Raw genomic sequence first — 21480 nt, 5'->3', positions numbered from 1 at the left:
CGCGGAGGGCGTAAGTGATGGCCGAGACAACGCTCCTCGACATCAAGGGCGTCGAGACCTACTACGGCAACATCAAGGCGCTGAACGGCGTCGATGTCCACGTCAACCAGGGCGAGATCGTCGCGCTGATCGGTGCCAACGGTGCCGGCAAGTCGACGCTGATGATGACCATCTTCGGTGCGCCGCGCGCTCGTGCCGGCTCAATCACTTTCGCCGGCACCGACATCACCCAGATGCCGACGCACGAGATCGCCCGCATGCGTATCGCGCAGTCGCCGGAAGGCAGGCGCATTTTCCCGCGCATGACGGTGATGGAAAACCTGCAGATGGGCGCCGGTCTCGACAATCTCAAGCACTATGACGAGGATGCCGAGAAGGTGTTCGCGCTGTTCCCGCGCCTCAAGGAGCGCATTGCCCAGCGCGGCGGCACGCTGTCGGGCGGTGAGCAGCAGATGCTGTCGATCGGACGTGCGCTGATGGCGCGGCCTAAGCTGCTGTTGCTCGACGAGCCGTCGCTGGGTCTGGCGCCGCTGATCGTCAAGCAGATCTTCGATGCCATCCGCGAGCTGAACCGCACGCAAGGGCTGACTGTGTTCCTGGTCGAGCAGAACGCCTTCGGCGCGCTCAAGCTCGCCACGCGCGGCTATGTCATGGTCAACGGCAACGTGACCATGAGCGGCACAGGCAAGGAATTGCTCGCCAATCCGGAAGTGCGGGCGGCCTATCTCGAAGGCGGCCATCACTGATTTTGGAGCGGAATGTATGCATACGGTATTCCGCTCCAACTTGTTTGTTTGTCGCATGACCTTTGTCCGAAAAGTCTGCAACTTTTCGGGATCATGCTAGGGAGTCTTCATCATGCAAGGCATTCTTCACGAGGAACCTTCCATCTGGCAGTTCTTCTTCGTCACCTGTCTGCTCGGCGGCTGGGCGGCATGGATGACCGGCAAGGCCAGCGCCCAGACATGGCGCAGCCTGCCGGCGCTGTTCGCCTATCTGCTGGGCCTCGGCATCGGCATCAGGTTCATCCATCATGCCTTGTTCGGCGGCACGATGTTTTCGCTGCAATACTATGTCGTGGACACAATCGTGCTCATGATATTGGGGTTTGTCGGCTATCAATACACGCGTACGAACCAGATGGTGACGCAGTATAATTGGCTTTACGAACGGGCTTCGATCTTAAGCTGGAAACCGAAAGGTTGACGTTCATCATTAACGCCGTTCCGGGGATGAATCGGCGTGACAAGGGCCTGAAAATCGGCAAAGTACGCTTTCTGCGATAAGGGTGGGCATCGCATGAAAGTTTCATCCACGCCCACCTCGTAAATGGGAGCGTTTAAATGAAGAAATCACTTTTGTCCGCCGTTGCCCTGACCGCGCTTGTCGCGTTCGGTGGCAATGCATGGGCTGACGTTATCGTCGGCGTCGCAGGTCCGATCACCGGTCCGAATGCGGCCTTCGGTGCGCAGCTGCAGAAGGGTGCGGAAGCGGCCGTTGCCGACATCAACGCCGCAGGCGGCATGAACGGCGAGCAGATCAAGCTCGAAGTCGGCGACGACGTCTCCGATCCGAAGCAGGGCATTTCGGTCGGCAACAAGTTCGTCGGCGACGGCGTGAAGTTCGTGATCGGCCACTTCAACTCGGGCGTCTCGATCCCGGTTTCGCAGGAAGTCTACGTCGACAACAACATCGTCGAAGTAACCCCGGCGGCGACCAACCCGAAATTCACCGAGCGCGGCCTGTGGAACGTGTTCCGCACCTGCGGACGCGATGACCAGCAGGGCGGCATCGCCGGCGGCTATATCGCGACCAACTTCAAGGACGCCAAGGTTGCCGTCATCCACGACAAGACCCCCTATGGTCAGGGCCTTGCCGACGAGACCAAGAAGGCGATGAACGCAGCCGGTCTGACCGAAGTCATGTATGAAGGCGTCAATGTCGGCGACAAGGACTTCTCGGCGCTGATCGCCAAGATGAAGGACGCCGGCGTCACCCTGATCTATTGGGGCGGCCTGCATACCGAAGCCGGCCTGATCATCCGCCAGTCGGCGGACCAGGGCCTCAAGGCTACCTTGATGTCGGGCGACGGCATCGTGACCGACGAGCTGGCTGCGATCGCCGGCGATGCGGTTATCGGTACGCTCAACACCTTCGGTCCAGATCCGCGTCTGATCCCCGAGAACAAGGCACTGGTCGAGAAGTTCCGCGCCCAGGGCTTCGAGCCGGAAGCCTACACTCTCTACTCCTACGCCGCCATGCAGGTGATCGCCGAGGCCGCTGCCGTGGCCAAGTCGAACGACCCCGTGGAAGTGGCCAAGGCGCTGCACGAGAAGGGTCCGTTCAAGACCGTTCTGGGCGATCTCGCCTATGACGCGAAGGGCGATCCGAAGCTCCCGGGCTACATCATGTACGAATGGAAGAAGGGTCCGGACGGCAAGATCTCCTGGTTCCCGAAGTCGTAATTCGGGACACAGCTCTATGGAATGCCCGGCGCTCGCGCCGGGCATTTTTCTTTGGTGACAGGGCGCAGCGAGGGTGGCTGGACAAGCCGCTAGCCGGGTCGAATTTGTGCGGGCACGACAATTAGCGTCACCTCGCGACGCCAATCGCACGCATCTTTTCGATCGGTGGTGCTAGAATCGCATTTAAATCGGTTTAACCTCTCCCCGATTTTGGTTGCACTGCAGCATTTTCGCGTTAATCATGCCTCTGCCCCACCCTCCTGTCCGGAGCCTGCTTCCTTGGCCATCACGAAGATCCTCGTCGCCAACCGGTCCGAAATTGCCATCCGCGTCTTTCGCGCGGCCAACGAGCTCGGCCTCAAAACCGTGGCGATCTGGGCCGAGGAGGACAAATATTCGCTTCATCGGTTCAAGGCCGATGAAAGCTACCAGGTCGGGCGCGGGCCGCATCTGGCCAGGGACATGGGGCCGATCGAAAGCTATCTGTCGATCGAGGAAATGATCCGGGTCGCCAGACTGTCCGGCGCCGACGCCATCCACCCGGGCTATGGCCTCCTGTCGGAAAGCCCTGAATTCGCAGATGCCTGCGCCGAGGCCGGCATCACTTTCATAGGGCCGAAGCCCGACACGATGCGCCGGCTCGGCAACAAGGTCGCCGCGCGCAATCTGGCCATTGAGGTCGGCGTGCCGGTGGTGCCGGCAACCGAACCGCTGCCGGACGACATGGAAGCAGTCAAGCAGCTCGCCAAGACAGTCGGCTATCCGGTGATGCTCAAGGCATCATGGGGCGGCGGCGGGCGCGGCATGCGCGCCATCCGCGCGGAAGCCGACCTCGCCCGCGAGGTGATGGAAGGCAAGCGCGAGGCCAAGGCCGCCTTCGGCAAGGACGAGGTCTATCTCGAAAAGCTGATCGAGCGCGCTCGCCATGTCGAGGTCCAGGTGCTCGGCGACACGCATGGCAACGCTGTACATCTGTTCGAGCGCGACTGCTCGATCCAGCGCCGCAACCAGAAGGTCGTCGAACGGGCGCCGGCGCCCTATCTCAGCGAGGCATTGCGCCAGGAGCTTTGCGGCTATGCGCTCAAGATCGCGCGCGAGACCAGCTATATCGGCGCCGGTACGGTGGAATTTCTGCAGGACGCCGACACCGGCAAATTCTACTTCATCGAGGTCAATCCGCGCATCCAGGTCGAGCACACCGTCACCGAGCAGGTGACCGGCATCGACATCGTCAAGGCGCAGATCCACATACTGGACGGCTTTGCCATCGGCACGAAAGAGTCGGGCGTGCCGGCGCAGGCCGACATCAGGCTGAACGGTCACGCGCTGCAGTGCCGCATCACGACCGAGGATCCGGAGCACAGTTTCATTCCGGACTACGGCCGCATCACCGCTTATCGCGAAGCCGCCGGTTTCGGCATCCGCCTCGACGGCGGCACCGCCTATTCGGGCGCGGTCATCACCCGCTTCTACGATCCGCTGCTGGAGAAGGTGACTGCCTGGGCCCCGACACCGGCCGAGGCGATCGCCCGCATGAATCGGGCCCTGCGCGAGTTCCGCATCCGCGGCGTGGCCACCAACCTCACCTTCCTCGAGGCAATCATCAACCACCCGCGCTTCGCCGACAATTCCTACACGACCAGGTTCATCGACACGACGCCGGAGCTGTTCGCGCAGGTGAAGCGGCAGGACCGCGCCACCAAGCTGCTCAACTATCTGGCCGACGTCAGCGTCAACGGCCATCCCGAAACCCGCGGCCGACCGATGCCGAAGGCCGATGCGGCAGCGCCTGTCGTGCCCTATCTCAACGGCAATGTGCCTGATGGCAGCAAGCAGAAGCTCGACGCGTTGGGGCCGGAGAAATTCGCTGCCTGGATGCGTGAGCAAAAAGAGGTGCTTGTCACCGACACGACGATGCGCGACGGTCACCAGTCGCTGCTCGCCACCCGCATGCGCACGCATGACATTGCCGGCATTGCCGGCACCTACGCGCGGGCGCTGCCGCGGCTGCTGTCGCTGGAATGCTGGGGCGGCGCCACTTTCGACGTCGCCATGCGCTTCCTCACCGAGGATCCGTGGGAGCGGCTGAGCAAAGTGCGCGAAGCAGCCCCCAACCTTTTGCTGCAGATGCTTCTACGCGGCGCTAACGGCGTCGGCTACACCAACTATCCCGACAATGTCGTGCAACATTTCGTCAGCCAGGCCGCTGCTGGCGGCGTCGACCTGTTCCGCGTCTTCGACTGCCTGAACTGGGTCGAGAACATGCGCGTCGCCATGGACGCGGTGGGCGCCGAGGGCAAGCTGGTCGAAGCAGCGATCTGCTACACCGGCGACATCCTCGATCCGACGCGCGCCAAACACGACCTTAAATACTATGTCGGGTTGGCGAAGGAATTGCAGGCAGCCGGCGCCCATATCATCGCCGTCAAGGACATGGCCGGGCTTTTGAAGCCTGCCGCCGCCCGCGTGCTGTTCAAGGCGCTGCGCGAAGCCACCGACCTGCCGATCCATTTCCACACCCACGACACGTCAGGCCTGTCGGCGGCGACGGTGCTGGCGGGCGTGGAAAGTGGCGTCGACGCCATCGACGCGGCGATGGATTCCTTCTCCGGCAACACCTCGCAGCCTTGCCTGGGCTCGATCGTCGAGGCGCTGAAGGGAACCGAGCGCGATCCCGGCCTCGATCCGCAATGGATCCGCAACATCTCCTTCTACTGGGAAGCGGTGCGCAACCAGTATGCGGCCTTCGAAAGCGACCTCAAGGGGCCAGCCTCGGAAGTCTATCTGCACGAAATGCCGGGCGGCCAGTTCACCAACCTCAAGGAACAGGCGCGTTCGCTGGGGCTGGAAACGCGTTGGCACGAGGTGGCACAAGCCTATCACGACGTCAATTTGATGTTCGGTGACATCGTCAAGGTGACGCCGTCGTCCAAGGTGGTCGGCGACATGGCGCTGATGATGGTGAGCCAGGATCTGACCGTTGCCGACGTCGAAAACCCAGCCAAGGACATCGCCTTCCCGGACTCGGTCGTCTCGATGCTGCGCGGGGATCTCGGCCAGTCGCCCGGCGGCTGGCCTGCAAAGCTGCAGAAGAAGGCATTGAAGGAAACCAAGCCGATCACCGTACGGCCGGGCTCGCTGCTCAAGCCAGCCGACCTCAAGGCCAGCCGCAGGGAGATCGAGCAGAAGCTGGAGCGCAAGCTCTCGGAGTACGAATTCGCCTCCTGGCTGATGTATCCGAAGGTGTTCACCGACTTCGCCGCCGCGCAGGAAACCTACGGGCCGGTCAGTGTGCTGCCGACGCCGACCTATTTCTACGGCATGAAGTCCGAGGATGAGATCTTCCTGGACATCGAAAAAGGCAAGACGCTTGTAGTGCGCTGCCTTGCGATCGGCGACGTCGATGAGAAGGGCATGGTCACCGTGTTCTTCGAGCTCAACGGCCAGCCGCGCCGTGTCCGGGTGCCGGACAGGGCGCATGGCGCCTCGGCGGCCAAGGCTCGGCGCAAGGCCGAGCCCGGCAACGAGGCGCATGTCGGCGCGCCGATGCCGGGCGTGGTCTCCGCCCTTTCGGTTGCCGCCGGCCAAGCGGTCAAGGCCGGCGACGTGCTGTTGTCGATCGAAGCCATGAAGATGGAGACGGCCCTGCATGCCGAGCGCGACGGCACAGTGGCCGAAGTGCTGGTCAAGGCCGGCGATCAGATCGATGCGAAGGATCTGTTGATCGCGTTTGGCTGACGCGCGGATCCATCACACTGGGGACGGCTGGCAGCAGCCGTTCACGAAGCGCCGATAATGGCTTGACCCGCCGCGCCTGCTCGGGCATCGAACCCGCTCCCAATTTACCGCGCCAGAATCGCGGTGGTTAAAAAGTAGCGGAGAAAAAACATGGCCGACGACATCACAGATACCAGCCAGACTGTTGCCGCCGGCCAGTTGCGCGCCTTCATCGAGCGCATCGAGCGGCTCGAGGAAGAAAAGAAGACCATCGCCGACGACATCAAGGAAGTGTTCGCCGAGGCCAAGGGCACCGGCTTCGACACCAAGGCGATGCGGTCGATCATCCGGCTGCGCAAGAAGGACCAGGCCGAGCGCCAGGAAGAGGAAACCATCCTCGATCTCTACAAGGCCGCGCTCGGCATGGTGTAAGGCTGTGTGGAAATTCTACTCCGGTTGATATCGCCGGAGCGAATTTCGAAACAGTCTCGGGCCAAGGAATGATGCTGGAACGGGCATCGAACCATGAGCGAATTCGACTTCGGCGCCCGCCGCGCCTCTGAATTCCGCCAACGCAGCTTCTGGGCGCTGTTCGCCGAACGGCATCCGGAGGAACGCGCTTCCATGGCGCGGCGCGGACCCTGGTTCTGGCAGCGCGGGCTGCCCGACTTCGCTCTGGTCCTGTCCATGTATGTCGCGCCGGCGCAAAGCCAAGTTGGCGTCTTTTTCGGCCGTAACGAGAAGTTCGGCGCGACCGGGGTCTGGTCGCGGCTGAAGCCGTTCCAACCGGCAATCGAAGACAGGCTGAAGCTCAGGCCGGAGCAGAGCTGCGAGGCCCTCGGCATCAATTCGATGTGGCGGGTGAACTGCTATGCCGAGGACAACTGGCCGGCCATGGCCGACTGGCTGGTGACGGAATGCTCGCGCTTCGAGCGCGCCGTCACCGACGTGCTGAGAGAGGGATAGCTATTAGGTGTTGGTGCAAAGCATCGGATCCTTCTTCGGCTCGCGCTGGCAAGGCGCGGTTCCGGTCGAGCGGTTGTTCTGGCGCGATCTAGTCCTTGTCGGCACGGCGATCAACATCACCTCGTCGGTGGCCGCGCTCATTCTGCTCGGCTTGAAGCTGCCGCTCGCCGTCGTCCTGGCGGTGCATTTCGCGCCCGTGCCCTACAACATCTTTCTGACCTTTGCCGTCTGGCGAACCACGGAAAAATCCAGTGGCGCCAAGGCTTCGTTGATGACGCTCGGGGCTACGCTTTGGCTGATCCTGGTGGTGGTTGTCTGAGAAGATTGACACGAAAAAGGGCGGCCGAAGCCGCCCTTTGAAGATGGTGGTCAAGCCGCGGTTTAAGCCGTCGGCTCGAATTTCAGCGCCACGCCGTTGATGCAATAGCGCAGGCCGGTCGGCGGCGGGCCGTCCTCGAAGACATGGCCGAGATGGCTGCCGCAGCGGGCGCAGTGGCATTCGGTGCGGACCATGCCGTAGCTGCGGTCGACGGTGTTTTCGACCGAACCGGGCACCGGATCATTGAAGCTCGGCCAGCCGGTGCCGCTCTCGAACTTGAGCTTGGATTCGAACAGCGGCTGGTCGCAGCCGACGCAGGAAAAGGTGCCGGCGCGCTTTTCGTAGAGCAGCGCGCAGCTTCCGGGCCGTTCGGTGCCATGGCCGCGCATGACCGCATATTGCTCGGGCGTCAGGCGGGCGCGCCATTCGGCGTCGGTGCGGGTGACAGGGTAGGTGTGGGTGTCCATTTGATCTCCTCAGCCTTGGCGGCTTGTTGTTGGTTGCAAGCTATATTCGCTTAGAGATAGGCGTTTGTTACGTGTTTTGCTCGCATTTTCAGCCGAGCTCCTACCCAATCGCCTGAAGATAGCGGGCGATCGACGCATGAAATGCCGTTCTTGCGCCGCCGATGATGTTCTGCTGCCACCACGCGCCGTAGATGTCGTCGAATTCGAAAGGCTCAAGTGCCGCCGCGATGCGTCGCACGGCCGGCGCATTGAGCGGAATGTAGTTCGGATAGCTGTACATGAAGCTGACATGGCGACGCGTCGGCGTCACCTGCAATATGTCGCCGGACAGCAGGGCGTTACCGCCATCGCGTTTCCAATGCAGCACCTGGCCGCCGGCAAAATGGCCACCGCAACGCACGAGTGTCAGCGACGGGTTTATGGCCAGCGTCTCGCCCGCCCAGCTGACGATGGCGTTGTGCGGCCGCATGATCCACTGGCGGTCGTCGGCATGGAGATAGATCGGCACGCCGCCAAACGCCTCGCTCCACTCGACCATCACCGAATAATAGTGGCAGTGCGAAATGGCGATCGCGGCCAGGCCGCCGCGACGGTTGATTTCGGCTACCGCCTCGTCGCTCACCATCGAGATGCAATCCCACAGCACATTGCCGTGCGGCGTCTGCGCCAGCAGCGCCCGCTGGCCGATAGCAAAGCGCGGCTCGATGCCGAAAGCGAGAACGCCGGCATCGTCCTTCATCACAAGCCTATGCCCGGCAGAGAGTTCTTCCCCAGTGATCCAGGCCTGGCCTTCCCAGCGCACATATTGCCGCTCGTCCTCGCAGATCGGGCAATTTTCTGGAGGGGTCTGCGTTGCCGCGAACTGGACGCCGCATTGCGGGCAAAGAAAGCAGGTCATCGGTTTTCCTCTCATATCAATGCTTGCGTGAGAGCTGCTTCGTCGCGGCTTCCAACCCGGCCAGCGTCAGTGGGAACATGCGGCCGCCGAAGAGATCGCGGATCATCGCGATCGAATGGGTGAAGCCCCAGTTTTTCTGGTTTTCGGGGTTCAGCCAGACCGCATTCGGCCATTGCTGGATGAGGCGGCCAAGCCAGACACTGCCGGCTTCCGGATTCCAATGCTCGACCGAACCGCCGGGATGCGCGATCTCGTAAGGGCTCATCGAGGCATCGCCGACGACGATCACCTTGTAGTCGGGGCCGTATTTGTGAAGCAGATCGAAGGTCGGGATGGTCTCGGCATGCCTGCGCCGGTTGTCCTTCCAGACGCCCTCGTAAACGCAGTTGTGGAAGTAAAAATATTCGAGCTGGCGGAATTCGGCGCGGGCGGCCGAAAACAGCTCCTCGACGCTTTTGATGTGGTCGTCCATCGAGCCGCCGACATCGAAGAACATCAAGAGCTTCACGGCGTTGCGCCGTTCGGGGCGCGTCTGCACATCGAGATAGCCGTGCTCGGCGGTGGCATGGATGGTGCCGGGCAGGTCGAACACTTCCTCCGCACCCTCGCGCACCCAGCGGCGCAGGCGCTTCAGCGCCACCTTGATGTTGCGGGTGCCGAGCTCGACGGCGTCGTCGAAATTTTTGAACTCGCGCTCGTCCCAGACTTTCACCGCACGGCGATTTCGGCTTTCATGCTGGCCGATGCGCACGCCTTCGGGATTGTAGCCATAGGCGCCGAAAGGCGAGGTGCCGCCGGTACCGATCCATTTCGAGCCGCCCTGGTGGCGGCCTTTCTGCTCCTCCAGCCGCTGCTTCAGTGTCTCCATCAGCTTGTCGAAACCGCCGAGCGCCTCGATCAGTTTCTTCTCTTCCTCGGTCAGGTGCTTTTCGGCGAGCCGGCGCAGCCATTCCTCAGGGATGTTGGCGACACCGACGGCATCGGGGCCGGTGAGCGCCTCGATCCCCTTGAAGACATGCGTAAACACCTGGTCGAAGCGGTCGATATGGCGTTCGTCCTTCACAAGCGCGGCGCGGGCGAGGTAGTAAAAACCCTGGACGTCATAGTCGACCAGCCCGGCCTCCAGCCCTTCCAGCAGCGACAGATATTCCCTGAGCGAAACGGGAACCCGCGCGGCCTTTAGTTCGAGAAAGAAGGGGAGGAACATGGTTGGCCGTTATCTATGCCGAACGGTCACGGCGGAGTCGCCACGGGCACTGTCGATTTCGCCGGATTGCAGAAGATTTGCCACGGTACGTGGGTTGGGCATGGGCAAGTGCTTTGCGATGCGGGCTTCCGCCCATTCGCGCATAGCCGACGCGGCATCGGCTATCGCTTCAGCCGGGTTTGCGCCGGCCCCGTGGCAGCCGGCGAGATCGGGCATCCGCACTCCCCAAACGCCGTCACTGCCATCCAGGATTCCGACATAGCGGATCATTCGGCTCCTTCCGCGTTATTTCGATCGCGCTCGCATCATAGCAGATCATACTCGATAAACCCTGTCCGCCGCGCGACATGGTCGTAGAGCTTGCGCGCTGTGGCGTTGGTTTCGTGGGTCATCCAATAGACGTTCTTGACGCCGATCTTGCCGGCTGCCTGCTTGACCGCTTCAATGAGGGCCGCACCGATGCCCTTGCCGCGCACATCAGGGTCGGCGAACAGGTCCTGCAGGTAGCAGTTGTTTTTCTCCGACCAGCCGGAGCGGTGATAGAGAAAATGGGTCAGGCCGACCGCCTTGCCGTCGAGCGTGGCGATAAACCCCTTCGGTTCGAATTCACCTTCCGTGAACAGTCGTTTCCAGGTGATGTCGTAGACCTCGTCCGGCAGCTTGGTCTCGTAGAAGGTGAGGTAGGCAGTCCACAGCCGCCGCCAGTCGGCATGGTCGGCCAGCGCCAGCGGGCGGACGGTGATCTCGGTCATTTCGGTTCCTCCAAAGCCTTATCGGATTCCGGCGGAATCAGATCGGAAACACCATCGCCTAATCCACCGGCGAATTGTACTCGCGAAATGCGGTCGCCAGCATCTGCAGCGCGTCACGCGCGCGCGGCGCCAGATTGTGCGAATGCAGCACCACTTCGGAAGGGTCAAGCGATGGAAGACCAAGTTTGCGGCCAACCTCGATCAGGCCGGGCGGAGCGACGCAGTGAGCCAGCGCCGAAACGGCAAAGCCCGCCGATATCGCAATGTTGACGGCCGCGCCGCCGCCGCCGACGAAGGCCTCCTCCCAGGCGATGCCTGCTTTGTCCAGCGCCTCGACCGCCCGCACACGATCCGGACAGTTGCACACGGTGCTTAAGAGCGCGAGGCGCAACGGCGTTCCGCGCTGCCACTCGAAGGAAGGTGCTGCGAACCAGCCATAGTGGTTGCGCGACAAGGTCCGGCCAGGACGGCTGTCGCCTTCGCGGTGCACGATGACTGCATCGAGCTCGCCGTGATCGAAAGCTTCCTTGAGCACCGTGCTGGTATCGATCCTCAAACTGAGCGTCAGCGATGGATCGTGCGCATGGAGCTGGGCAATCAGAATGGACAGCGCCGGACCGGCGGCATGATCGACAAAGCCGAGCGCAAGCCGGCACGGTGCTGACGCAAACTCCGCCATGGCGCGCTCGTGCGCGGCAAGGAAGTCACGCGCGGCGGGGAGGAAGACGGCGCCTCGTGCCGACAGGCTGACGCGGCGCGGCGTTCTTTCAATCAATCGCGCGCCGAGCTTCTCCTCAAGGCGGCGCAGCTTGACGCTGATCGTCGCCTGCGTGCTGCCCAGCGCCGATGCCGCCTGGGTGAAGCTCTGCAGATCGGCCACCATCACAAAGGTTCGTACGGCGTCCACATCAAGACTGGTCATCGCAGCACTCCATTGGGCCGATCATTCCGTTTTGTCATTTCTGATATAGCCGAGCATAGCCTTTTTTCATGGTCGAGTCTCCTCTATCTCAAACTGGTCGCGGTTTGAAGAGCGCCTCATGCTCGGATGGAAAGAGATCGATATGCCAATTCAACGAAACACCATCGCGCTCACCGGCGTGTGCCTGGCGTCGCTCTTGTTCGGGCTCGAAATCTCCAGCGTGCCGGTGATCCTGCCGAAACTGGAAAGCGTGCTCGCCGCCAATTTCAGGGATTTGCAGTGGATCATGAATGCCTACACCATCGCCTGCACGACAGTGCTGATGGCGACGGGGACATTGGCCGACCGTTTCGGCCGCAAGAGCGTGATGGTGATCACCACCGTCGCCTTCGGCCTCGCCTCGCTGCTGTGCGGCCTGGCGCCGAGTGCGGCGCTGCTGATCGCCGCCCGCTTCCTGCAAGGCCTCGCCGGCGGCGCGATGCTGACCTGCAGCGTCGCCGTGCTGTCTCACCAGTTCCAGGACGGCCGCGAACGCGGCAAGGCTTTTGTTGCCTGGAGCGTCGTCTCAGGCATCGGGCTTGGTTTCGGTCCCGCCATCGGTGGCTTGATCGTGGCGCTGTCGAACTGGCAATGGGTGTTCCTCATCCACGTGCCGCTGGCGCTCCTGGCGCTCGCCTTTATCGGCGCCGGTGTCACGCAATCGCGCGATCACAACGCCCAGAAGCTCGACTGGGCCGGCATGCTGACGCTGTCGGCTTCTGTGTTCGGCTTCTCCTATCTGATCACGCAGGGTGCGGATCTCGGGACCAGCGCCCGCATCGGCGTGATATCAGCCTCCGTGGCTGCGTTCATCGCTTTCCTTGTCGCCGAGAGGGTCAATCCCTATCCGATGTTCGATTTCGCCGTGTTCCGCATCCGCCAGTTTTCCGGCGCGATCATGGGCGCCATCGGCATGAATTTCAGCTACTGGCCGTTCATCATCTATCTGCCGATCTATTATTCCGGCGTTCTCGGCTACGACAGCACGACGACCGGCCTGCTGTTGCTCGTCTACACGCTGCCCTTCATGGTGATGCCGCCGATCGCCGAGCGCCTGCGCGCGCGCTGTCAGGCGCGAATTGCCATCCCGCTCGGTCTGCTGACGCTAGGGATCGGTTTCATCGCCATGTGGATCGGCTCCGGGCTCGAGGGCGCGACCTGGCTGACCATGCTGCCCAGCACGCTGATTGCCGGCATCGGCATCGGTCTCACCAATTCGCCGACCACCAATACCACGACCGGCGCGGTATCGCCGGATCGTGCCGGCATGGCGTCCGGCATCGACATCAGCGCACGCCTGATCACGCTTGCCATCAACATCGCGGTGCTCGGCCTGCTGCTGACGCAAGGTATCGTTTCCCACCTGCGGGCCACACTCGGCGCGGCTTTGGAGCCGGATGAGTTGCGGGCACTGGCGGAAAGGGTCGCCACCGGCAATCTGGAGGGCCTTGCGCAGGGGACGCCGAAGCTCGCAGCCCTCGACCCATCCGGCGCCATCGTGCATGCCGCCCTGGTCAACGGTTTCGGCTGGGTCATGCTCTATTGCGGGATCGGCGTTCTCGCCCTGTCGGTCATCGGCTTCGTCATCTTCGGGCCGAAGCGCGTCGCGCCGCAGGAGACAGGGCTTGCGGCGGCCGAGTGATCGGCCGAAGCCCGCTCATAGCGCTCAGCCCGCCCGACGATCCTTATCCCTGCCGCCTGGCCATGAAAGCAAGGCGCTCAAACAGATGCACGTCCTGCTCGTTCTTCAGCAGCGCGCCGTGCAGTTTCGGCAGCGCGTTCCTGGGGTCGGCGCGCAGATCCTCGGGTGCGATGTCGTCGGCGACCAGCAGGCGGATCCAGTCGAGCGCCTCGGAGGTCGACGGCTTCTTCTTCAACCCCTGCACGTCGCGGATCTCGTAGAACTGGGTCAGGGCAGCACGCACCAAATTCTGCTTTATGCCGGGATAGTGCACGTCGACGATTTTGTGCAGCGTGTCGACATCGGGAAAGCGGATGTAGTGGAAGAAGCACCGGCGCAGGAAGGCGTCGGGCAGTTCCTTCTCATTGTTGGAAGTGATGATGACGATGGGGCGCACAGCGGCGCGGATCGTTTCGCCGGTTTCGTAGACGAAGAACTCCATCCGATCGAGTTCCTGCAGCAGGTCGTTGGGGAATTCGATATCGGCCTTGTCGATCTCGTCGATCAACAGCACGACCTTCTTACCGGCCGCGAAGGCGTCCCAGAGCTTGCCGCGCTTGATGTAGTTTTTGATGTCGTTGAACCTGGCATCGCCGAGCTGGCTGTCGCGCAGCCGCGAGACAGCATCATATTCATACAGTCCCTGCTGCGCACGGGTGGTCGACTTGACGTGCCATTCGATCAGGTCGAGGCCGAGCGCCGATGCCACCTGGCGGGCAAGCTCGGTCTTGCCGGTGCCCGGCTCGCCCTTGACCAGCAACGGCCGCTCCAGCGCGATCGCGGCGTTCACCGCCACCATCAGATCCTTGTCGGCGACATAGGCCGCCGTGCCTTCGAAACGCATACTTGCTCCTCGGTTGGTCAGCGCGAGCGTAAGGACGCTGCTTGACCTGTGCAAGGGCGAGCCGGCTGCGACCAAAGCGTGTGAGATCGAAATGGAAACATCGGCTCATGTCACTAGCGCTTGACCGACCAGCCGCCTATATTGGGCTTGGCGGTCTGCGCTTCCCGGCAGGAGAACATTTTCCCCGGGGCCTTAACGATCCTTAGGGAGCTGTCCCTGGGAAGACCCGTGGGTTTTCTCATACGGCGCCCACCTACTTTGTAGGTTCCCGGGATCGCTCTCTCCACCGGTTGTGTGGATCGTCACTTACCTCTATCCGCCCAGTTTGGCGGATGATGTGGTAGAAAACGTCGCTCATGAAACGTCACCCAGATCCGACCTTTTCTATCGTCCGCGCATGACATCTCCCAAAGACCTGAAAAAGCAGTTGCGCCTCGAGGCACTCGGCCGTCGCGATGCGCTCGATCCGCTGTGGCGGGTGGAGATCGCGCTTGAAATGGCCGAGACGGCGCGCGACCACCTCGCCATCGAGCCGGGTCAGATCGTTTCAGCTTTCTGGCCGATGCGATCGGAAGTCGACGTCAGGCCGCTGATGTTCGCCTTGCGCGAGAACGGGGCCAGGCTTTGCCTGCCGGCCATCCTCGACAAGACCACCATCGTCTTTCGCGAACTGGTGCGCGGCGCGCCGATGGTCGAGATGGGTTTTGGCACGGTCGGTCCGCATGCGGAGGCCGAGGTTCTCGATCCCGCGGTGATGCTGGTGCCGCTCGCGGCCTTCGACAGCCGCGGCCATCGCATCGGGTATGGCGCCGGCTATTACGACCGCGCCATCGCCAGGCTGATCGACAAGGGCCAGCCGCCACGACTGATCGGCATCGCTTTCGATTGCCAGGAGGTGGGTCTGGTGCCGGATGAGGCGCACGACGTCATCATCCCGGAAATACTCACCGAGAGCGGTTTGCGCCGCTTCGACATCGCTTAAAAGACCGCGATCCCGCTTAACGCGTTTCCAAGACGTGCCGGATAGTATTCCGGCAACACAGTCCGAGCCGATGGCGGCCATCATGTTTGTCTTCGCACGCTTCCTGCTGATGCCGTTCGTCCTCATCGCGGTAACGCTGTTCGCGATGGCATTGCACATTTCCGGAACGGCCCTGCACCACCAGTTCGCCTGCATCAGACGGTTGCCACAGTGACGGATGTCAGTTCCTACAGCGAAGCCCAGGGTAATGGCCTCACCGCGAAAGGCATCAACGTCGCTGTCACCTATGTCGCGAACGATGCACCGATGACGTGGTCCGGCAAGGGAAAGGACATCGGCCTCTACACGGCGTCCAAAGGCGACGCGGTGAAGTTGTATTACAACCCTGCCAATCCATCGATCCTCGATACCGCGGCGATGAAGGGCTGGCGCGGCGGGCTGTTGCTCCTGGCCGCTACTGGTGGGTTCACTGTTTTTTACGTGTGGTTCTTCTGGCTGCGCGGACGCACCGCACCGCCGGCGTCACCGATGATGCCTTCGGCAGTTCGCGTTGCGGGCGCGAGCGCCAAGCCGCCTCAACAGCAGCGTGGTACTTTCGGCCGGCGTTAGCGCCAATCGCCCGGGTAGCGCTTGCCTAGCGTCCGTGCCTCTGGATAGAAGTGGGCATGAGACTTCTCTTCCTCGGCGACATGGTGGGCAAATCGGGACGTACGGCGGTGTGGGAACAACTGCCCGGCCTGATCTCGGATTTCAAACTCGACTTCGTCATCGTCAATGGCGAGAACGCCGCCGGCGGCTTCGGCATCACCGAAGACATTTTTCGCGACACCATCGCCGCCGGTGCGGATGTCGTCACCACCGGCAACCATGTCTGGGACCAGCGCGACGCACTGGTCTTCGCGCCGCGCGAGGAGCGCTTCTTGCGCCCGTCCAACTTCCCCAAGGGCACGCCGGGGCGCGGTTCCGGCGTCTATATCGCCAAAAACGGCGCGCGCGTGCTGGTCGCCAACATCATGGGCCGGGTGTTCATGCATCCCGAGCTCGACGATCCGTTCCAGGCCGGCGAGCGCGAGCTGGCCGCCTGTCCGCTGGGCGAGCAGGCCGATGCCGTGGTCATCGACTTCCATGCCGAAGCGACCTCGGAGAAAATGTGCTTCGCGCATTTCGTCGACGGCCGCGCCAGCCTCGTCATCGGCACCCATACGCACCAGCCGACGGCCGACCACCAGATCCTCAACGGCGGCACCGGCTACATGTCCGATGCCGGCATGTGCGGCGACTATGATTCCTCGCTCGGCATGGACAAGGAAGAGCCGCTCAACCGCTTCCTGTCGAAAGTGCCGAAAGGCCGCTTCGAGGCGGCGACCGGACCGGCGACATTGTGCGGCGTCGGCGTCACTATTTCCGACCGCACCGGCCTGACCGAGAAGATCGCGCCTTTTCGTCGCGGGCCGCGGCTCGAAGAAACCGCGCCATCCTTCTGGTCTTGACATTGATATAGTCGAGTAAAGTACCTAACTGGCGACGAAACTGCTCTAGATCGTTAAAGAGGGGACGACCTCCATGCAGCTGATCGAGTTCTTTGCGCCGCATTTTCAATTTGTTTCCGATCCAACCGCGTGGGTCGCGTTGCTGACGCTGATCGTCCTCGAGGTCGTGCTCGGCATCGACAATCTGATCTTCATCTCGATCCTGACCAACAAATTGCCTGAGGCGCAGCGCGCCCGCGCCCGCCGTCTCGGCATCTCGGCGGCGCTGATCATGCGGCTGGTGCTGCTCGCAACCATCTCCATCATCGTGCAGCTGACGACGCCGGTGTTCACAGCGTTCGGCCATGGCTTTTCCTGGCGCGACCTGATCCTGATTGCCGGCGGCCTGTTCCTGGTCTGGAAGGCGACCAAGGAAATCCACCACACCGTCGATCCCGACGACCACAAGGATACGATGATGGGCGAGACGCTGCAGATCTCGCTTGCCGGCGCCATCTTCCAGATCCTGCTGCTCGATCTCGTCTTTTCGATCGATTCGATCATCACCGCCGTCGGCATGACCGACGAGATTGCCATCATGTACATCGCCGTGATCATGGCGGTGAGCGTGATGATGCTGGCGGCCGGGCCGCTGGCCAATTTCATCGCCAAGAACCCGAGCATCGTCATGCTGGCGCTGGGCTTCCTGCTGATGATCGGCATGACGCTGATCGCCGACGGCATGGGCTATCATGTGCCGAAGGGCTACATCTACGCCGCGATGGGCTTTTCCGCCCTGGTCGAGGGCCTCAACATGCTGGCGCGGCGAAGGAAGAAATCCAGCGGTGGGCATTGAGGCTGGGCGATCGGGGCGATCCTAGCGCCCCGGCACGCCCTTCGGATAACGGTCGCCGATCAGGCCAAGCGACAGGCCCTGTTCCAGCCATGCCTTTGCGCCGGCAAGAACCAGTGCGAAGCCGTCGGTCGAGCCGACCGCCTGCTTGACCTGCTCGTCGGCGGTGCCGGCGAAGCCAAAATTGCTGACCTCAAGAAAGGTCGCACCGTCAGGCGTTTCGGCGCCGGGCATCTCCGTGAATGTCCAGACCACAGTGGTCGGCGGATCGCTCCATTGCATGACGATCTTCTTGTTCTCGACGATCTCGCTGACATTGACCATCGCCGAGGCCCCGTACATGCGCCACTCCCAGCGAACCTCTTTGCGGCTATCCAGCCGGCCGCTACTGTGGGTAAACCAGAATTTCGTGGTGATGGCCGGGTCGACGATCGCCTCGAAGACCTCGGCGACCGGCCGCCTGATCAGCATGCCAGCTTCGGCAGTCGGCGTTTTGTGAATTTCCATCGATGCTCCTTTCCTTGTCCGGTTTGCGCTCACCAGGCGTCAGGCTCGCGCACCATGTGAACGATGCTGGCCGGGTTGGCGATCCAGAAGCCGCGAAAGCCTTCGCCCAGGGGCTCGACCGCGTCGCAACGGACGACGCCGGCCTTGGCGAGATGATCCGCAATGGCTGCAGAATTGTCGGTGAAAAGCTCAAGCCAGACTTCGGCCTGGCTCAGCATCGGCGCCTCGTCGATCCACAGACGGTTTGGGCCAAGCTCGAAGCCGATGGCCGGCGTCTTGGCGGTGAATGGATTCAAGCCGACGACGTCGCGATAGAAGGCGATCGTCGCCTCGTACTGATGTGACGGGACTTTCATGGCGATGTTGATTCCACCTGTCATTTTCGCGGTCATTGCGGGCTCCGTTGCGCTGTTCATCTGTTTGTCTCGTTGGCCGGCTCGCCCCTCATCTCGCCGCGGTAGTAGCCGTCGCGCAGATTGATGCCGTATTCGACATAGGCCTTCATGCAGGCCAGCATCTGCGACCAGCCCTCGCAATTGAGGTAGGATTTCTGCAGGCCGACCACGCCTTCCGGCCAGCCGGATTCAGCAATGGTCACAAGGGTGCCGCCATCGTCCAGCGGCTCGAAGTTCATCTCGATGCGTGTCTTGTAGGCGGGCTTGCCTTCGGCATCGGTGGCATCCCAGCGCAGCACGATATGGCGGTCCTTGATCACCTCATCGACTTCGACGGGCACCTTGCCCCACCAGACCACCCCGGTGCCGGCCTTCAGCGGCGCGCTGGCGCCGCCGATGGTGGTGAAATAGCCACTCAGCTTTTTGGGATTGACGACGGCGTCGAAGACTTCGGCGACCGGTTTGCCGATGCGCCCGGAAACTCTGAATCCAAGAGACATATCCACAGCTCCTCCTTGATTGGCTCGACGATATGTTATAGAAACATAACATGTCAAGCCAAACCGCAGACGATCACGTTTTCAAGGCGTTGGCGCATCCGCGCCGTCGCGAATTGCTGGATCGGCTGAAGGATGCGCCGCAGACGACCGGCATGTTGTGCGAGGCGTTTCCCGACATCGATCGCTGCACCGTCATGCTGCATCTCAAGGTGCTGGAAGAAGCCGAACTGGTGGTGGCAAAGCGCCAAGGGCGAGAGCGCTGGAACCATCTCAACGCGCTGCCGATCAAGCACATCCACGACCGCTGGATCAGCCAGTATGCCGGCCATGCGCTCAGCATTATCGACCGGCTGAAGTCCGATCTGGAGGGCTGAACCGGCGCGGCTGGACGAATTGAGCCGATTTATCTATAAGCCGGCCATTCCGACAGAGAACGCCGTGCATCCATCGCGTTGCACCTTGGACGGCTCTGAAAATTTGAATTCGAGTACCCGGGAGGACGAGGTGAGACCACCTCGCTTCGGGATGCTCTAGCCGAAGACGACAGGGGTGCCATGGCCGGCCATTCACAGTTCAAGAACATCATGCACCGCAAGGGCCGGCAAGACGCGGTGCGGTCGAAAATGTTTTCCAAGCTGGCGCGCGAAATCACCGTCGCCGCCAAGAGCGGAACACCGGATCCGTCGATGAACCCGCGTTTGCGCCTGGCCATTCAGAACGCCAAGGCGGTGTCGATGCCGAAGGACAACATCCAGCGCGCCATCAACAAGGCATCGATGGGCGATGCCGAGAATTACGAAGCGGTGCGCTATGAAGGCTATGGGCCAGGCGGCGTGGCGCTGATCGTCGAGGCGCTGACCGACAACCGCAACCGCTCGGCCTCGAACGTGCGCGCCGCCTTCACCAAAGCCGGGGGTGCGCTTGGTGAAACCGGCTCGGTGTCGTTCATGTGGAACCGCGCCGGCGAGATTTACTATCCGGCCTCCGCCGGCAGCGCCGACAAGGTGATGGACGCGGCGATCGAGGCCGGCGCCGATGACGTCGAGTCCGACGAGGAAGGCCACACCATCTACTGTGCGTTCGAGAGTATGGGCGAAGTGTCTAAGGCGCTGGAAGCCTCGCTTGGCGAGGCCGAATCGGTGAAGCCGATCTGGCAGCCGCAGAACAATGTCCCGGTCGACGAAGAGCGGGCGCAATCGCTGATGAAACTGGTGGCAACGCTCGAGGACGATGACGACGTGCAGAGCGTCTACGCCAATTTCGAGGTCGACGACGAGACCATGGCCAAGCTCAGCGCGGCGTAGGTCCGTGCAATACAGTCGGATGCGAATATTGCTGTATGACGGCGGCCTGCCTATAGATTAGTCAGTTATCAGGGGGGGCCGATGACCGACTATAAAGAGGCAAGTTTTGCCGATGCGGTGGCCTGGCCTCGCCGGCCCGGCATATGGCGACGGTTTCTCGCTGCACTCATCGACTACCTTGTAATCCTGATCGCCCTCTATTTGCTCGTAGGGGCTCTATTTCTGCTGACCAACGGTGGCGTAAAAGGCAGCTTTTGGCTGAACTGGAAACTATGCCAGGAGGGTACGGTTCACGGTGCCCCGACACTTGCCCGTTATGATTGGCAGGTGTGTAGAACATCAGTACTCGGTTTGCCGGTCGCCATATGGAGCGTGGGTACGGCGCCGGGCTCAAAGCCTGGAGAAACCTCCTCCATCTCGATCGATCTGGATTCGCAAGGGAATTTCAGGCCTGCAGCATTGGACCTGGGTTTCCTCGAGCTGATCGCTCTGGCGTCTTATCTCCTCATTATGGAGTTGAAGTCCGGCCAATCAATCGGCAAGCGGCTCACGGAGCTCACTGTACATGATGAGGACGACAGACATAGGGTCGGCCTGCCGGCGAGAAAGGCTGTTCGGCGGCAACTTATCAAGTTTCTCGGCGCATTACCGATCGTCCTGACGGGAAGCTGGTATGCTTTTCAGGCTTGGGGCACCGCTCCCGGTGGCGTGCAGGATTACTCCAGCCTGGAAATAGTGGTTGCATCCGCTGCCCTCGTTTTGGTGCTGATCTGGCCGGTCTGGATTGCGATATCCATAGCTCTGGGCGACGACCCGATACACGATCGATTCGCAAATACCACGGTGCGCATACAGGAGGCCCAGACATGAGTGTGCCGGAGAGGCCCCGCGTGGTCATCACCTATTGCACGCAGTGCCAGTGGCTGTTGCGGGCCGGCTGGATGGCGCAGGAACTGCTCTCCACCTTCGGCACGGATCTTGGTGAAGTGACGCTGGTGCCGGGCACAGACGGCATCTTCACCGTTTCCTGCAACGATGTGCTGGTCTGGGACCGCAAGCGCGACGGCGGCTTTCCCGATGCCGCCAAGCTCAAGCAGCTGGTGCGCGACGTCATCGATCCGGGCCGCGATCTCGGTCATTCCGACCGCAAGGGTCACACGCAAAAGGACCCCGCTTGAGGCGAGGTCCTTGCG

General features: G+C 62.0%; 27 protein-coding genes and 1 other RNA gene. 18 read left to right on the top strand and 10 right to left on the bottom strand.

Annotated elements, in window-relative coordinates:
• The first annotated feature begins 17 nt into the window (after positions 1-17).
• The 7 genes from ACYG9V_RS02320 to ACYG9V_RS02290 all read left to right on the top strand — a co-directional run bounded on the left by ACYG9V_RS02320 (position 18) and on the right by ACYG9V_RS02290 (position 7467).
• Positions 18-746, top strand: coding sequence for an ABC transporter ATP-binding protein (locus ACYG9V_RS02320; protein ID WP_023668718.1), 729 nt, complete (start codon positions 18-20; stop codon positions 744-746).
• Between the two features lie 112 nt (positions 747-858).
• A complete protein-coding gene (locus ACYG9V_RS02315) occupies positions 859-1206 on the top strand; it encodes a DUF6867 family protein (protein ID WP_023668719.1) in 348 nt (115 codons plus the stop codon).
• 137 nt (positions 1207-1343) lie between these two features.
• Positions 1344-2465, top strand: coding sequence for a branched-chain amino acid ABC transporter substrate-binding protein (locus tag ACYG9V_RS02310; protein ID WP_023668720.1), 1122 nt, complete (start codon positions 1344-1346; stop codon positions 2463-2465).
• 279 nt (positions 2466-2744) lie between these two features.
• Complete coding sequence (pyc, locus tag ACYG9V_RS02305; RefSeq protein ID WP_352765356.1) at positions 2745-6203, top strand: pyruvate carboxylase; 3459 nt, start codon at positions 2745-2747, stop codon at positions 6201-6203.
• Positions 6204-6353: 150 nt separating this feature from the next.
• Positions 6354-6614, top strand: coding sequence for a DUF2312 domain-containing protein (locus tag ACYG9V_RS02300; protein WP_023668722.1), 261 nt, complete (start codon positions 6354-6356; stop codon positions 6612-6614).
• A 93-nt stretch (positions 6615-6707) separates the two neighbouring features.
• Positions 6708-7148, top strand: a complete 441-nt coding sequence (locus ACYG9V_RS02295; protein WP_023694568.1) for a hypothetical protein — start codon at positions 6708-6710, stop codon at positions 7146-7148.
• Between the two features lie 7 nt (positions 7149-7155).
• On the top strand, positions 7156-7467 hold the full coding sequence (locus ACYG9V_RS02290) for a hypothetical protein (protein WP_031196451.1): 312 nt from the start codon (positions 7156-7158) through the stop codon (positions 7465-7467).
• Positions 7468-7529: 62 nt separating this feature from the next.
• Here ACYG9V_RS02290 and msrB read toward each other — a convergent pair whose 3' ends face one another.
• The 6 genes from msrB to ACYG9V_RS02260 form a co-directional block, all read right to left on the bottom strand.
• Entirely contained in the window at positions 7530-7934 is a 405-nt protein-coding gene (gene msrB, locus ACYG9V_RS02285) for a peptide-methionine (R)-S-oxide reductase MsrB (protein WP_023688927.1), read from the bottom strand.
• Between the two features lie 100 nt (positions 7935-8034).
• Positions 8035-8832: an MBL fold metallo-hydrolase gene (locus ACYG9V_RS02280; protein ID WP_023668726.1), complete on the bottom strand. Its 798-nt coding sequence runs from the start codon at positions 8830-8832 to the stop codon at positions 8035-8037.
• Between the two features lie 16 nt (positions 8833-8848).
• A complete protein-coding gene (locus ACYG9V_RS02275; protein ID WP_352444851.1) occupies positions 8849-10039 on the bottom strand; it encodes a vWA domain-containing protein in 1191 nt (396 codons plus the stop codon).
• 9 nt (positions 10040-10048) lie between these two features.
• A complete protein-coding gene (locus ACYG9V_RS02270) occupies positions 10049-10309 on the bottom strand; it encodes a type II toxin-antitoxin system HicB family antitoxin (protein WP_050485875.1) in 261 nt (86 codons plus the stop codon).
• Between the two features lie 35 nt (positions 10310-10344).
• Positions 10345-10791 (bottom strand): GNAT family N-acetyltransferase, encoded by a 447-nt coding sequence (locus ACYG9V_RS02265; RefSeq protein WP_023716049.1) that lies wholly within the window; start codon positions 10789-10791, stop codon positions 10345-10347.
• A gap of 58 nt (positions 10792-10849) precedes the next feature.
• Positions 10850-11713: a LysR family transcriptional regulator gene (locus ACYG9V_RS02260; RefSeq protein ID WP_023698426.1), complete on the bottom strand. Its 864-nt coding sequence runs from the start codon at positions 11711-11713 to the stop codon at positions 10850-10852.
• A 142-nt stretch (positions 11714-11855) separates the two neighbouring features.
• Between ACYG9V_RS02260 and ACYG9V_RS02255 the strand changes: the two genes are divergently transcribed.
• Positions 11856-13394 (top strand): MFS transporter, encoded by a 1539-nt coding sequence (locus ACYG9V_RS02255; RefSeq protein WP_352765353.1) that lies wholly within the window; start codon positions 11856-11858, stop codon positions 13392-13394.
• A 43-nt stretch (positions 13395-13437) separates the two neighbouring features.
• Here ACYG9V_RS02255 and ACYG9V_RS02250 read toward each other — a convergent pair whose 3' ends face one another.
• Positions 13438-14277 carry an AAA family ATPase gene (locus ACYG9V_RS02250; RefSeq protein ID WP_023806577.1) on the bottom strand — a complete coding sequence of 280 codons (840 nt, stop codon included), beginning with the start codon at positions 14275-14277 and terminating at the stop codon, positions 13438-13440.
• Positions 14278-14426: 149 nt separating this feature from the next.
• On the opposite strand from ACYG9V_RS02250, the gene ssrS reads away from it, so the two are divergent.
• The 6 genes from ssrS to ACYG9V_RS02220 all read left to right on the top strand — a co-directional run bounded on the left by ssrS (position 14427) and on the right by ACYG9V_RS02220 (position 17584).
• Positions 14427-14582, top strand: a non-coding RNA gene (gene ssrS / locus ACYG9V_RS02245) — 6S RNA.
• 92 nt (positions 14583-14674) lie between these two features.
• A complete protein-coding gene (locus ACYG9V_RS02240) occupies positions 14675-15259 on the top strand; it encodes a 5-formyltetrahydrofolate cyclo-ligase (RefSeq protein WP_023698428.1) in 585 nt (194 codons plus the stop codon).
• 70 nt (positions 15260-15329) lie between these two features.
• Positions 15330-15473, top strand: coding sequence for a hypothetical protein (locus ACYG9V_RS02235; RefSeq protein WP_023824272.1), 144 nt, complete (start codon positions 15330-15332; stop codon positions 15471-15473).
• The gene (locus tag ACYG9V_RS02230; RefSeq protein ID WP_023824271.1) at positions 15470-15868 is read left to right on the top strand and encodes a DUF3592 domain-containing protein; all 399 of its coding nucleotides are present in this window, start codon (positions 15470-15472) and stop codon (positions 15866-15868) included. Before ACYG9V_RS02235 ends, ACYG9V_RS02230 begins: the two co-directional genes overlap by 4 nt.
• A gap of 56 nt (positions 15869-15924) precedes the next feature.
• The gene (locus ACYG9V_RS02225) at positions 15925-16749 is read left to right on the top strand and encodes a TIGR00282 family metallophosphoesterase (RefSeq protein WP_023668734.1); all 825 of its coding nucleotides are present in this window, start codon (positions 15925-15927) and stop codon (positions 16747-16749) included.
• A 73-nt stretch (positions 16750-16822) separates the two neighbouring features.
• A complete protein-coding gene (locus ACYG9V_RS02220) occupies positions 16823-17584 on the top strand; it encodes a TerC family protein (RefSeq protein ID WP_352765351.1) in 762 nt (253 codons plus the stop codon).
• A 21-nt stretch (positions 17585-17605) separates the two neighbouring features.
• On the opposite strand, the gene ACYG9V_RS02215 is transcribed toward ACYG9V_RS02220, so the two are convergent.
• The 3 genes from ACYG9V_RS02215 to ACYG9V_RS02205 are packed head-to-tail and all read right to left on the bottom strand — an operon-like array spanning position 17606 to position 18983.
• Positions 17606-18088 (bottom strand): SRPBCC family protein, encoded by a 483-nt coding sequence (locus ACYG9V_RS02215; protein WP_023698429.1) that lies wholly within the window; start codon positions 18086-18088, stop codon positions 17606-17608.
• A gap of 29 nt (positions 18089-18117) precedes the next feature.
• Complete coding sequence (locus ACYG9V_RS02210; protein ID WP_023700266.1) at positions 18118-18480, bottom strand: VOC family protein; 363 nt, start codon at positions 18478-18480, stop codon at positions 18118-18120.
• 20 nt (positions 18481-18500) lie between these two features.
• Positions 18501-18983: an SRPBCC domain-containing protein gene (locus ACYG9V_RS02205; RefSeq protein WP_023668738.1), complete on the bottom strand. Its 483-nt coding sequence runs from the start codon at positions 18981-18983 to the stop codon at positions 18501-18503.
• A gap of 50 nt (positions 18984-19033) precedes the next feature.
• On the opposite strand from ACYG9V_RS02205, the gene ACYG9V_RS02200 reads away from it, so the two are divergent.
• From ACYG9V_RS02200 to ACYG9V_RS02185, 4 genes are all read left to right on the top strand, one after another.
• Positions 19034-19357, top strand: a complete 324-nt coding sequence (locus ACYG9V_RS02200) for an ArsR/SmtB family transcription factor (protein WP_023668739.1) — start codon at positions 19034-19036, stop codon at positions 19355-19357.
• 180 nt (positions 19358-19537) lie between these two features.
• Positions 19538-20287 (top strand): YebC/PmpR family DNA-binding transcriptional regulator, encoded by a 750-nt coding sequence (locus ACYG9V_RS02195; protein WP_023668740.1) that lies wholly within the window; start codon positions 19538-19540, stop codon positions 20285-20287.
• Positions 20288-20368: 81 nt separating this feature from the next.
• On the top strand, positions 20369-21157 hold the full coding sequence (locus ACYG9V_RS02190; RefSeq protein ID WP_023700267.1) for an RDD family protein: 789 nt from the start codon (positions 20369-20371) through the stop codon (positions 21155-21157).
• A complete protein-coding gene (locus ACYG9V_RS02185) occupies positions 21154-21465 on the top strand; it encodes an Rdx family protein (RefSeq protein WP_023824269.1) in 312 nt (103 codons plus the stop codon). Before ACYG9V_RS02190 ends, ACYG9V_RS02185 begins: the two co-directional genes overlap by 4 nt.
• Positions 21466-21480: the final 15 nt, after the last annotated feature.

It is taken from the genome of Mesorhizobium sp. W016 (assembly GCF_054719485.1).
This window is presented reverse-complemented; position numbering and strand designations above follow the sequence as displayed.